10 protein-coding genes and 6 tRNA genes are annotated in these 12,508 nt (G+C 54.8%); 5 read left to right on the top strand and 11 right to left on the bottom strand.

Translation table 11 applies throughout. The annotated features are described in order from the left end of the window. Positions 1 to 15 precede the first annotated feature (15 nt). Positions 16 to 1,266 (bottom strand): glutamyl-tRNA reductase, encoded by a 1,251-nt coding sequence (hemA, locus tag KJI95_RS08995; protein WP_214506863.1) that lies wholly within the window; start codon positions 1,264 to 1,266, stop codon positions 16 to 18. 229 nt (positions 1,267 to 1,495) lie between these two features. Between hemA and lolB the strand changes: the two genes are divergently transcribed. From lolB to KJI95_RS08980, 3 genes are all read left to right on the top strand, one after another. Then, complete coding sequence (gene lolB / locus KJI95_RS08990) at positions 1,496 to 2,149, top strand: lipoprotein insertase outer membrane protein LolB (protein WP_214506862.1); 654 nt, start codon at positions 1,496 to 1,498, stop codon at positions 2,147 to 2,149. Then, positions 2,146 to 2,994 (top strand): 4-(cytidine 5'-diphospho)-2-C-methyl-D-erythritol kinase, encoded by an 849-nt coding sequence (ispE, locus tag KJI95_RS08985; RefSeq protein ID WP_214506861.1) that lies wholly within the window; start codon positions 2,146 to 2,148, stop codon positions 2,992 to 2,994. The genes lolB and ispE overlap by 4 nt, the downstream gene beginning before the upstream one ends. 79 nt (positions 2,995 to 3,073) lie before the next feature. Next, on the top strand, positions 3,074 to 4,021 hold the full coding sequence (locus tag KJI95_RS08980; RefSeq protein WP_214506860.1) for a ribose-phosphate pyrophosphokinase: 948 nt from the start codon (positions 3,074 to 3,076) through the stop codon (positions 4,019 to 4,021). Positions 4,022 to 4,300: 279 nt separating this feature from the next. On the opposite strand, the gene KJI95_RS08975 is transcribed toward KJI95_RS08980, so the two are convergent. From KJI95_RS08975 to KJI95_RS08930, 10 genes are all read right to left on the bottom strand, one after another. Then, a complete protein-coding gene (locus KJI95_RS08975) occupies positions 4,301 to 6,100 on the bottom strand; it encodes a putative bifunctional diguanylate cyclase/phosphodiesterase (protein ID WP_214506859.1) in 1,800 nt (599 codons plus the stop codon). Positions 6,101 to 6,200: 100 nt separating this feature from the next. Continuing rightward, positions 6,201 to 6,275: transfer RNA gene (locus KJI95_RS08970), tRNA-Gln, on the bottom strand. A 42-nt stretch (positions 6,276 to 6,317) separates the two neighbouring features. Next, positions 6,318 to 6,394, bottom strand: a tRNA-Met gene (locus tag KJI95_RS08965). Between the two features lies 1 nt (position 6,395). Beyond that, positions 6,396 to 6,470, bottom strand: a tRNA-Gln gene (locus tag KJI95_RS08960). Between the two features lie 18 nt (positions 6,471 to 6,488). Continuing rightward, a tRNA-Gln gene (locus tag KJI95_RS08955) sits at positions 6,489 to 6,563 on the bottom strand. 39 nt (positions 6,564 to 6,602) lie between these two features. Next, positions 6,603 to 6,687: transfer RNA gene (locus tag KJI95_RS08950), tRNA-Leu, on the bottom strand. Positions 6,688 to 6,717: 30 nt separating this feature from the next. Then, positions 6,718 to 6,794 (bottom strand) — tRNA-Met (locus KJI95_RS08945). Between the two features lie 196 nt (positions 6,795 to 6,990). Then, positions 6,991 to 8,082 (bottom strand): redox-regulated ATPase YchF, encoded by a 1,092-nt coding sequence (gene ychF / locus KJI95_RS08940; protein WP_214506858.1) that lies wholly within the window; start codon positions 8,080 to 8,082, stop codon positions 6,991 to 6,993. A gap of 42 nt (positions 8,083 to 8,124) precedes the next feature. Then, complete coding sequence (pth, locus tag KJI95_RS08935; protein WP_214506857.1) at positions 8,125 to 8,712, bottom strand: aminoacyl-tRNA hydrolase; 588 nt, start codon at positions 8,710 to 8,712, stop codon at positions 8,125 to 8,127. 220 nt (positions 8,713 to 8,932) lie between these two features. Then, positions 8,933 to 10,114, bottom strand: a complete 1,182-nt coding sequence (locus KJI95_RS08930; protein ID WP_214507219.1) for an FAD-dependent oxidoreductase — start codon at positions 10,112 to 10,114, stop codon at positions 8,933 to 8,935. 193 nt (positions 10,115 to 10,307) lie between these two features. Between KJI95_RS08930 and KJI95_RS08925 the strand changes: the two genes are divergently transcribed. Beyond that, complete coding sequence (locus KJI95_RS08925) at positions 10,308 to 10,592, top strand: hypothetical protein (RefSeq protein WP_214506856.1); 285 nt, start codon at positions 10,308 to 10,310, stop codon at positions 10,590 to 10,592. A 454-nt stretch (positions 10,593 to 11,046) separates the two neighbouring features. Further along, a complete protein-coding gene (gene miaB / locus KJI95_RS08920; RefSeq protein WP_214506855.1) occupies positions 11,047 to 12,471 on the top strand; it encodes a tRNA (N6-isopentenyl adenosine(37)-C2)-methylthiotransferase MiaB in 1,425 nt (474 codons plus the stop codon). Positions 12,472 to 12,508 lie beyond the last annotated feature (37 nt).

Below are 12,508 nucleotides of genomic sequence, written 5' to 3'. Positions count from 1 at the left end.
TGGGTCTCAAAAATCTCAGTGTTTATCCAGGCCGAGCGCGGTCCGAAGTTGCCCCAGTGTATTGAGGTCACCCTGACGGCTTGCCGCCGTGAGGGCCTGAGTAGGTGCGTGGATCAAGCGGTTGGTGAGTTTGTTGGCCAGCTCCAGAATAACCTGTTCGCTGTCCGCCCCCTGCGCCAGTTTGTTGAGGGCACGCTCTACCAATTCGTCTTTGACTGTCATGCTGGCAGTCCGGTATTCGCGGATACTGTCCACCGACTCCAGTGAGCGGATCCAATCCATAAACAGGAAAGATTGCTCCTGGGCTATCACCTCGGCTTGCTCGGCCGCCTCCTTGCGGGAGGCCATATTTTGTTCGACTATGCTCTGCAGGTCGTCCACCGTGTACAGGAAGGCATCGTCGAGTTCGCCGACTTCAGCTTCGATATCACGGGGAACAGCGATATCAACCAATAACATAGGTTGATGGCGCCGCTGCTTGAGAGCCTTTTCTACCATGCCCTTGCCAAGGATTGGCAGCGGGCTGGCGGTAGAGGATATCACGATATCGGCCTTGGGGAGATACTCTGGAATTTGCGACAGGGTAATGGCGGTGGCGCCAAACTCTTCGCACATGGCTTCGGCCCGCTCCACGGTGCGGTTTGCCACCACCATGGCGTTCACGCCATTTTCTTTTAAATGACGCGCCACCAGCTCAATGGTTTCACCGGCGCCAATCAGCAATACCTTGGTTGAGGCCAGTGACGAGAAGATATGTTTGGCCATGCTGACCGCTGCAAACGCCACAGACACAGCGGCGCTGCCGATTTCGGTCTCGGTGCGTACTTTTTTGGCCACAGAGAAGGTGCTCTGGAACAATCGGTCCAGGGTCAGCGCCACAGTGCCAGCTTCCTTCGCCTTGGCAAAAGACTGCTTAACCTGCCCCAAAATCTGCGGCTCGCCCAGCACCAAAGAATCAAGCCCCGAGGCCACGCGCATCAGATGGCGCACCGCCTCCTGGCCTTCATGATGATAGACACAGGGCATCAGCTCTTCATGGGACAGGCCGTGATAGCTCTCGAGCCAATGGATCACGTCCTCGGCTTTGGCGTTATTGCAATACAGCTCGGTACGGTTGCAGGTAGAAACGATCACAGCCTCGTTGGACGAGGTGTTACAGGCGAGGCTTCGCATCGCATCATGGATCTTGTCCGGGGAAAAGGCGACTTTCTCGCGCAGGTCGACCGTGGCCGTTTTATGGTTTATCCCGATTGCTACAAGGCTCATCTGACTCTTTCTGGATCCTGTGCGGCGCTTGAGTTATTGGCGCCATTCTACTGAATTGGGCTGACTAAAAACAGAATAGGCTTAACAAAACCGAACAAAGAACTCTGTCGTTATCCACTTTTTCCATCAATTGCCGGGTAAATGTGGCAAGCGGCGAAAAAGCAGCCAAGGCCATTGGTATAATTTTTGAAGCCCTCGTATCATAAGGACTTATTTAATTCAGTCATAGATGATTAACTTGCGCCGACTCACAAAATTCACTCTTGCCGCCCTGTTTGGCCTGTCGATGCTCAGTGGCTGTACCAGCACGCCCGCACCCACGCTTTATCCGGCCGTGGTGCAATCCGCCGCCGAAGCGAGCGCCTGGGAGCTTAAGGGTAAGCTGCTTATTCACAGCGGTGATGACAAGCTCACCGCCAATTTGTACTGGCTAAAATCGCCTGACTATCAGGAATTAAGACTCAGCAGCATGCTTGGCACCACAGTGCTGCTGCTTATCGAAACCCCCAAGGGCGCGACGCTGGAGCTTGATGGCAACAGCTATCAGGACAGCAGCGCCCAGGCACTGCTTGACGCCATGAGCACCTTCCCGCTGCCGCTTAAATCGCTGCCGCTCTGGATAACCGGCCAGACCATGGCAGATGACAGAGTTGAATGGGACTCAGAGGGCCGCCCGGCGCATATTTACAGTCACGATGGCCTGTGGCACATCCGCATCGCCAGTTGGCAGCAGCAAAGCGGCGCTCTGGTGCCCAAATTACTTGAGCTTATCCATCCCAAGGCGCGGCTTAAGCTGCAAACCCATCAATGGCAGGCGCTGACCAATACAGGCGCCAGCAAGTCCAGCAGCAATCTCGGCGCCACCACAGGAGTGCAGCCATGAGCGTCTCTCTCGCCTGGCCGGCACCGGCCAAACTGAACCTGTTTTTGCACGTTAACGGCCGCCGCGCCGATGGTTATCATGAGCTGCAGACCCTGTTTCAATTTATCGACCAATGCGACTGGCTCGATTTTCGGGTGACCGATTCACCCGCCCTGCTGCTGCATTCCAATCTGGGCAAACTTGTCCCCGACAGCGATAACTTAATTCTCAAAGCCGCAAAATCATTGCAGGCAGCCACAGGCTGCACCATGGGCGCAGAAATCTGGCTCGACAAGCGTTTACCTATGGGCGGCGGCCTTGGCGGCGGCTCTTCTGATGCGGCCACGACCCTGGTGGCGCTCAATGCCCTGTGGCAACTGGGGCTTACAAAATCGCAACTGATGGAAATTGGCTTGAAGCTTGGCGCTGATGTCCCTGTTTTTATTAACGGAATCGCGGCATTTGCCGAAGGCGTAGGCGAAAAATTCCAGCCTGTTGACGTACCTGAGCCCTGGTACCTGGTGCTGGTGCCGGACGCCCATGTTTCGACCGCTGAAGTGTTCCAGCACCCTGATTTACCACGAAATACTCCCAAACTCGATATGGCATCCCTTGGCAGTGAACACTGGTCCAACGATTGCCAGGCGCTGGTCTGTGCCAAATACCCTCAAGTTGCCAATGCGTTAAGCTGGCTGGTAGAATATGCGCCGTCCAGAATGACCGGAACCGGTGCATGCGTGTTCGGGGAGTTTGATTCGCAACAAGCCGCGCTGGATGCGCTGGCGCAAAAGCCAGCAGACACTCAGGGCTTTGTCGCGAAAGGACTGAATCGTTCGCCGTTGGAGTTGAGACTCGCTCAACTTTAACCATCGCCTGCGCTGCGCGTCAGGGAACGCACCGCAGCGACTACACTAAAATATCAAGCAAACGCCTGAGGTTCATACAGTGCCCGACATCAAGCTCTTTGCTGGGAATGCCACCCCCAGTCTCGCGAAAAAGATTGCCGACCGTTTATTTTGCAAACTGGGAGACGCTGAGGTAGGCCGTTTCAGTGACGGTGAAATCAGTGTCCAGATCAACGAAAATGTACGTGGTGCTGATGTCTTCATCATTCAATCCACCTGCGCGCCGACCAATGATAACCTGATGGAACTCATTGTAATGGTGGATGCACTGCGCCGCGCCTCAGCCGGCCGTATCACCGCCGTTATTCCTTACTTTGGTTATGCCCGTCAGGATCGCCGCGTGCGTTCTGCCCGTGTGCCTATCACTGCCAAAGTGGTTGCCGACTTCCTCTCCAGCGTAGGTGTTGACCGCGTTCTGACCTGTGATCTGCACGCCGAGCAGATCCAGGGCTTCTTCGACGTGCCGGTAGACAACGTATTCGGAAGCCCCGTGCTGCTCGAAGACATGCTGGCCAAGAAGCTGGATAACCCGGTTGTGGTATCGCCAGACATCGGAGGTGTAGTTCGTGCCCGCGCCGTAGCCAAGCTGCTGAATGATTCCGATCTCGCCATCATCGACAAGCGTCGCCCACAGGCCAACGTGGCTCAGGTAATGCACATCATCGGTGATGTGGAAGGCCGTGATTGCATCATAGTTGACGACATGATTGATACCGGCGGTACCCTGTGCAAAGCAGCCGAAGCGCTGAAACAGCACGGCGCCAACCGCGTATTCGCCTACGCCACTCACCCGGTATTCTCTGGCAAAGCCGCCGAGAACATCCGTAACTCGGTGATTGACGAAGTGATCGTGACCGACACTGTGCCTTTGTCTGAAGAAATGACCCAGGTAGATAAAGTGACTCAGCTGACCATGTCAGCCCTGCTCGCCGAAGCCATTCGCCGCGTGAGCAACGAAGAGTCTATTTCTGCCATGTTCCAGCACTGATATTTGCGGTACTGATGATTGCCGCTTAGATAGTTAGTCTGCCGGCCCATACCGGCATCTAAGCTGGTATCCAAGCTGGCATCCAAGCTGGCATCCAAGCTGGCACCCAAATAGAAAACGCACCCACGAGGTGCGTTTTTTGTTGGCGCTTTTTGTTGGATTTAAACTGACCTAATATGATGCCACCCAAGCTGCTCAAGGCCCAAAACTGCCTGCTGCACTGGGCTATCCGCCGCGCACGGCTGCTTCCATAGAAGGCATCCGCGCTTACGCAAACTGCTATGCCTTCACTTGCAGGCTTTTATCCAGCAATGCCTCGATTTTCGATGCCGCCACCGGGCGGGAAAAGAGATACCCCTGATAGCGATCCACGCCTTCTGCTTCAAGCACCTTACGCTGCTCCTCGGTTTCAACCCCTTCAGCCACAGTTACCATGCCCAGATTAGCGGCCAGCTGCACTATGGTGCGGATGATAAGCCGGTCGGGGCGTGATTCAAGGCAGCGATCCACAAAGGATTTATCCACCTTGAGTGTATCCACCGGCAACCTTGCCAGATACGCAAGCGATGAATAAGCAACACCAAAGTCATCCAGCGCCAGCCTGAGCCCTCGGGACTTAAGCGCCTTAAGCATGGTGATGTACTCTTCAGGCGATGCCATCACCGCAGTTTCGGTCAGCTCAAGCTCAAGCCAGCCCGGCTCTATGCCTGAAATTGCAATGGCATCGTCCACCAGCGCGAGCAAATCGTCACGCTGAACCTGTACCATGGAGATATTGACCGACAGGAAAAAACCCGGGTAGCGCTGCTGCCAGCGCTTTAGCTGGGCACAGGCTTCAAACATCACCCAGCGGCCTATCTCTACTATCGAGCCGTTGGCTTCGGCAAGGGGAATAAACTGCGCCGGAGACACCAGCCCAAGCACGTCACTGCGCCAGCGCAGCAGCGCCTCAACGCCTTTGATTTCGCCGGATTGAAGGCAAACCTTGGGTTGATACTCCAGGAAAAACTCTTTGCCCTCAATGGCAGACTGGAGGTGACGCTCGATTTCATAACCCCGGATAGCATCCTGATGCAAACCATCATCGAAAAAGGCGATGCCATTACCGAGCTGCCTTTTGGCAGAATACAGCGCCAGATCCGCATGGCGGCACAGTGACTCAGGATCGATACAATCCCAGGGCACTATGGCAATCCCAAGCGATGCTTTGATATTCAGTAAATGATTGAAAATGCGATAAGGCTGCTCGAGCGCTTCCTGCAGGATTTCCGCCTCGGTGCGGGCCTCGCCCGCCATGCCAGACGCAGAAAGCTCAAGCAGCAGCGCAAATTCATCGCCGCCAATCCGAAAGGCGCGGGTGGCGTGGTTTTCGGCCCTCGACAGGCGCTGTGCCAGCTCCCTGAGCAGCTGATCGCCGCCGCTGTGCCCATACTGATCGTTAATTCGCTTAAACCCATCCACATCGAGCATGATTAACGCAAATCCGGCCAAATCTTTGGATTTATGGCGGGAAAACAGCGTTGTCATTTGCTCACGGAATGCCTTGCGATTCCCTAATTGGGTTAAGTCATCGGTTCGGCTTAGAGCCGAAAAGTGATCTATCTGCGCTTTACTCTTGGCATGAAAGTAGCTCATCACGCAGGCAAAACTGCCGATGGTCAAAAGCTCCATCGCGTCTTCAAACCACTGTTCAACCGTGCTTAAGCCGGTAGCCGGCAGATACGTCAGCAGCAGCAGCGGCGCCACCGCCAATGGCCACAGGCTGCTTGGAAACAGCATCACAAACTGCAGCGGCACCAGCAAAAAGGCTTCTTCTATCAGCTCCATATCGAGCGGAAAGCTTAAACAGATAAAGAGCAGCAGCACCAGAGCGCCAAGGGTACTGAAAAGCCTGGTTAAGTCTTTGCTGAACCAGGCGATGGACATCAGCAGCCCATACAGCAGGCACAGCAACTGAATATGGATCTCGGTGTATTCAACAAAAATAGCCGCGGTGACAACGATCACCATGGTGAAAAAAATCAGGGAAAAGACTAACCGCCGTGAAGCCAAGCCCTTGAGCTGACTAACAATCGTCATACAAGTTGCCGTAGGTTGTATCAATAACCTTATACTAACTGTTGATTTCACTTTGACAAGCAAAACAAAAAGGCCCGTCCAGTGGACGGGCCTTCTTATATGGCTGGGGTGCTAGGATTCGAACCTAGGTATGCCGGGATCAAAACCCGGTGCCTTACCGCTTGGCGACACCCCAAACTGGGTTAAAAAAATCCGTAATCCGGACTTTTTCAGAATATGGTAGCTACGGCGGGACTTGAACCTGCGACCCCAGCATTATGAGTGCTGTGCTCTAACCAACTGAGCTACGTAGCCATGGCTGGGGTGCTAGGATTCGAACCTAGGTATGCCGGGATCAAAACCCGGTGCCTTACCGCTTGGCGACACCCCAATTTTTTGAGGAAGGAGATGGCTGGGGTGCTAGGATTCGAACCTAGGTATGCCGGGATCAAAACCCGGTGCCTTACCGCTTGGCGACACCCCAACAGCACTTACTTCTCCGACTAAGCGAAAGCTTAGTTCATGGTACGGGAGGAGAGACTTGAACTCTCACACCTTGCGGCACCAGAACCTAAATCTGGCGTGTCTACCAATTTCACCACTCCCGCTCGCATCTCAATTTTACATCCTGAGAAAGATGGTAGCTATGGCGGGACTTGAACCTGCGACCCCAGCATTATGAGTGCTGTGCTCTAACCAGCTGAGCTACATAGCCACTACAATTTCCTACACCTCTTGGCGAGGAACGGGGCGTATTATGCTGATTCACCGAAGACAGGTCAACAGCTTTTTTAGCACAATTCCGCCGTTTCGCGCCGTTCGCCTAATCCTTCATCAAAGCGGGCAACGGATAAACAAAATTTGCCGTTGCCCGTGAGTCCAATGACTTAGGGAAGGTGCGAATACGTCCCTTAGACGTTGAACAGGAAGTGCATTACATCGCCGTCTTTAACGATGTATGTTTTACCTTCAACGCGCATCTTACCGGCTTCCTTAGCACCCTGCTCGCCCTTGAAGGCGATAAAGTCGTCAAAGGAAATCACCTGGGCACGGATAAAGCCGCGCTCAAAGTCGGTGTGGATTTTACCGGCGGCCTGCGGAGCACTGGCGCCTACTGGCACAGTCCAGGCGCGCACTTCTTTAACGCCGGCGGTGAAGTAGGTTTGCAGGTTCAAAAGCTCGTAACCGGCGCGGATAACGCGATCCAGACCCGGCTCGGTCAGGCCCATATCGGCCATAAACTCGTCACGGTCTTCGGCTTCCATCTCGGCCAGCTCTGACTCGATGGCGGCGCACACTGGCACTACCACGGCGTTTTCTTTGGCGGCAATCGCACGCACCGCATCCAGATGCGGGTTGTTCTCAAAACCGTCTTCAGACACGTTGGCGATGTACATGGTGGGCTTCAGGGTCAGCAGGTTCAGGTAACCCACGGCGGCCAGCTCCTCCTTGGACAGTTCCATGGAGCGCAGCATCTTGCCTTCGTCCAGCACAGGGCGCATTTTTTCCAGCACGTCCACTTCAAACTTGGCGTCTTTGTCGCCGCCCTTGGCGCGTTTTTGCTGACGCACGATGGCGCGCTCAACGCTGTCAAGGTCAGCCAGCGCCAGCTCAGTGTTGATGACTTCAATGTCACCGGCCGGGTCAACGCGGTTGGCCACGTGAACGATGTTGTCGTTCTCGAAGCAGCGCACTACGTGGCCTATAGCCTCGGTTTCACGGATGTTGGCGAGGAACTTGTTACCCAGACCTTCACCTTTGGAGGCGCCGGCAACCAGACCGGCGATGTCCACAAACTCCATGGAGGTTGGGATCACGCGCTCTGGGTTGACGATAGCCGCCAGTTGGTCCAGACGCGGGTCTGGCATCGGCACCACACCTGTGTTTGGCTCAATGGTACAAAACGGAAAGTTTGCCGCTTCGATACCAGCCTTGGTCAGTGCGTTGAACAGCGTTGATTTACCAACGTTGGGCAGACCAACGATCCCGCATTTAAAACCCATAACATTAACCCTTTTAACATGGGGCCACGCCCCAGAATGAAATTACTCGGCCTTGAAGCTGTGCAACCTGTGCATCGCTTTGGTCATATCTTCTTTAAACAGGACTTCGGTACTGCGCACCGCCTCATCAATGGCGGCGTTGATCCGGCTCTGTTCGGTCGCGGGGGCTTTACCCAGCACATAACCGCTGACCTTGTTCTTGTCGCCCGGATGGCCAATGCCAATCCGCAGACGATAGAAATTCTTGTTGTTACCCATCTTGTCGATGATGTCTTTAAGGCCATTGTGGCCGCCATGACCGCCGCCCTGCTTGAACTTGGCAACCCCGGGCTCCATGTCGAGCTCATCGTGAGCCACCAGAATTTGTTCGGGCTCGATGCGGAAAAAATTCGCCAGCGCCGCCACGGATTTGCCGCTCAAATTCATAAAGGTGGATGGAATGAGCAAACGCACATCCTTGCCACACAGCAGCGCCCGCGCCTGCAAGCCAAAATACTTGGGATCCGGCGTCAGGCTGACATTGGCGATGCGGGCGAGCTCCTCAACATACCAGGCTCCGGCGTTATGGCGGGTCTGGGCGTATTCGGCGCCGGGATTGGCAAGGCCAACAATCAGTTTAATATCGCTCATGGAAAACAGCACTCTCGTCCCGTGCCGGCGCGCCGATTGCGCCCTGGCACAGCGCCAACAGGCGCGAAGGTGGTAAAAAACGGCGCATTTTAACACCCATTTAGGCGCTGCAACAAATAAAAGGGCAACTATATCTGACCGCGCAGCGTTGATGCGCCAAAAAAGTCAAAGGCGCCCTCAGGCGCCTTTGTCACAGGAGTGAGATTCAACGCTACCTGCGCTATTTAAGCCCCATGGCGTACTTGAGCACCTCGCGCTTGATAAAACCGCCCTGATTGGCAAGTTTCAGCGCGGCGTTGCGAATAAGCTTAAGCGGCAGCAAGTCGTTACTGAAGGCCGCGTAAAACGCATCCATGGTGGTCATCATCAGCTGATTGTCTTTCCAGCGCCTGTCCTGATAACGCTTAAGCACACGGCCGTCATACCAACACTCGCCGCCGCTTAAGGCGCGGGTGATTTCTTCAAGCAGTACGGTCACATCTTTAAAACCAAGATTCACGCCCTGCCCCGCCAGCGGATTGATGGTGTGGGCCGCATCACCAACCAGCACCAGATTGGGCTCAAAATACCGCTGTGCATGGCGGCGGGTAAGTTTAAAGTGGCCCTTACTCAGCACCTCAAAGCGGCCATCAAGCCTTGATGGGAAATTGGCGCGAATGGCCTCGGCAAGCTCGCCATTATTAAGCTTGGCAAGGCGATTGATGGTATGGACATCGTCATACCACACCAGCGAGGCATGTTTTCCCGGCAGCGGCAACAGCGAGCGCGGACCCTCGGGGGTAAATTGCTGCCAGGTGACATCCTGCTCGTCGCACTCGGTGGCGATATTAATCAGCATGGCCGACTGGGCGTAATCCCAGCCTGTTACACCAATATTGGCAAAACTGCGCACCATGGAGTTGGCACCATCGGCCCCTACCAAGAGCCGCGTATGGAGCACTTCACCACTGTCCAGCATCACCCTGATGCCGTCGGTATCGACACTTCGCTCAAAACCGCTGACCGCCGCCGGCGCCTTGATGGTCACCTTTGGCAGAGCCTTCAGCGCATCCCACAGCGCCAGCTGCACTATGCGGTTTTCAACTATGTGACCAAGATGCGACGCGCCGATTTGCCTGGCGTGAAACTCAGTAATGCAGCCGTCCATCTCCCAGGTTTCAAGCCCAAGATAGGTGACTGCGCGGCGCGCCATTACCCCTTGCCAGGCATTGAGGCTTGCCAGTAACTTTTCGCTCGCCACACTGAGCGCCGACACCCGCACGTCGAGTGGCTGCGCCATGTCAAACTCAGCAGGTGTCTGGCTTTCAATCACAGTAACCGAAAGCCCTTTATCGGCAAGCCCTGCCGCCAGCGCCGCACCGACCATGCCGCCGCCAATCACCACCACATCCTGTTCAATCATTGCCGTCAAAAACCCGCTTCCTCTTATCGATTAATGCGTGTGCGCAAATAAAGTTTGTCCATGTGTTTCTCCAGCGCCATATAGCCATACCTGCTTACAAATCGCAGCAGATTGACACAGGGGGCAGGACTAAACTTGAGAAGTGAAAAATACCTGCATGCCCGTTGACGAGACCAGTTTAATGAGGTGAACGATGAAAGCTCTACTCCTGACCACCGCGCTATTAAGTGTTGGCGCAGCCGCAGCCCCCATGGAAGTCATCACTGTAATCTACAGAACTCCGGTGGATTATGCCTTATATCAACAAAAGGCGGAAATTCATGGTTATTTCCAGGCAGAGCTGAACGCCGCCATCCGTGACGATGCCCGCAGCCAGATAGACAACATGCGCTCCGACTTCGGTGACACCAAGCCTTTGGCCGCCGTCACCCTGCAAAGGCAGTCGCTCGCCATTGAAAGCATAAGCGCGCCTAACTGACAGACCTGCAAACCTGAAAGCCAAATTAATGCTCCAAGCCGGCAGCTGAGTGCGCCAGCAGCGCTGGCCTCATGTTGATATAACTCGTGTCGATGCAACTCATGTTGAAGCAACTCATGTTGATGCAACTCATGTTGATGCAAGATGAGCAGCTATCGTAAAAGGCCGTAGCCGGAAATGGCTTTAGCCACAAATGGCTTTGGTTGGAAATGGCTCTGGTTGGAAAAGGCAAAGCAAGCCAACCAAAAGCACTGCCAAGCAAGTGCTTAGGGCAGCGACACAGCGCCCAATCCCTTGCCAATAAAGCCCTTGAAGAAATCAGGGGCTTGTTTATTTGTACGCACCACGCCCAAAAAATACCCCGATAATTCGCCCATCGCCCTAGCCACAGGGGGTATCAATGGGTAAAATGTCGCGCTATTTTTTAATGTGGTTCCAAGAGCGACGCAAACTGATGAGTAAAAAACTCCATATCAAAACCTGGGGCTGTCAGATGAATGAGTATGACTCATCCAAGATGGCTGATTTGCTGGGTGAATATCAGGGCTACACCTTGACCGAAGAGGCCGAGGAGGCAGACATTCTGCTGCTCAACACCTGCTCCATCCGCGAAAAAGCGCAGGAGAAGGTGTTCCATCAGTTGGGTCGCTGGAAAACCCTGAAAGACAAGAATCCCGATCTTATTATCGGCGTGGGCGGCTGCGTGGCCTCCCAGGAAGGCAAGGCCATCAAAGACCGCGCCCAGTGCGTGGACATCATCTTTGGTCCGCAGACCCTGCATCGCCTGCCGGAAATGATTGAACAGATCCGCGCCGGCGAAAAAGCGGTGATTGACGTGTCCTTCCCGGAAATCGAGAAGTTTGACCGTCTGCCCGAGCCGCGCGCCGAAGGCCCGACTGCCTTTGTCTCCATCATGGAAGGCTGCAGCAAATACTGCTCGTTCTGCGTGGTGCCTTACACCCGCGGCGAAGAAGTGAGCCGCCCGATGGACGACGTTATCCTCGAAATCGCTCAGCTCGCCGATCAGGGCGTGCGTGAAGTAAACCTGCTGGGTCAGAACGTTAACGCCTACCGCGGCGCCAAGCATGATGGTGAAATCTGCACCTTTGCCGAACTGCTGCGTTACGTGGCCGCCATTGACGGTATCGACCGCCTGCGCTTCACCACCAGCCACCCGATTGAATTTACTCAGGATATCATCGATGTATACGAAGATACCCCTGAGCTTGTGAGCTTCCTGCACCTGCCGGTGCAGTCGGGCTCCGACCGCATTCTCACCGCCATGAAGCGCGGCCATATGGCGATTGAATATAAGTCCATCATCCGTCGTCTGCGTAAGGCCCGGCCGGACATTCAAATCAGCTCCGACTTTATCGTGGGCTTCCCCGGCGAAACCGCCGAGGACTTCCAGGACACCATGAAGCTGATTGAAGATGTGAACTTCGATATGAGCTTCAGCTTTATCTACAGTGCCCGCCCGGGTACTCCGGCCGCCGATCTGCCGGATGACGTGGATATGGAAGAGAAAAAGCAGCGTCTGGCTGACTTGCAGGACCTTATCAACCAGCAGGCCATGCGCTACAGCCGTCAGATGATGGGCACAGTGCAGCGCATTCTGGTAGAAGGCCCGTCGGTTAAAAACCCGATGGAACTGCGCGGCCGCACCGAAAACAACCGGGTGGTGAACTTCGAAGGCCTGCACAAGCACATCGGCACCTTCGTGGATGTGGAGATTGTGGACGTGTTCCCCAACTCACTGCGCGGCAAGTTTATCCGCGGTGAAGATGAGATGGATCTGCGCCGCAGCCTGCGCCCCGAGGATATTCTCGCCAAGCATCAGAAGTCAGACGACTTGGGCGTGACCAAGTTCCAGCCCTGATACAGTGGCTCGGTTTTTTGAGCATAAACAAAGGCGA

The sequence above is a fragment of the Shewanella jiangmenensis genome (assembly GCF_018596335.1).
Lineage (GTDB): Bacteria > Pseudomonadota > Gammaproteobacteria > Enterobacterales > Shewanellaceae > Shewanella > Shewanella jiangmenensis.
This window is presented reverse-complemented; position numbering and strand designations above follow the sequence as displayed.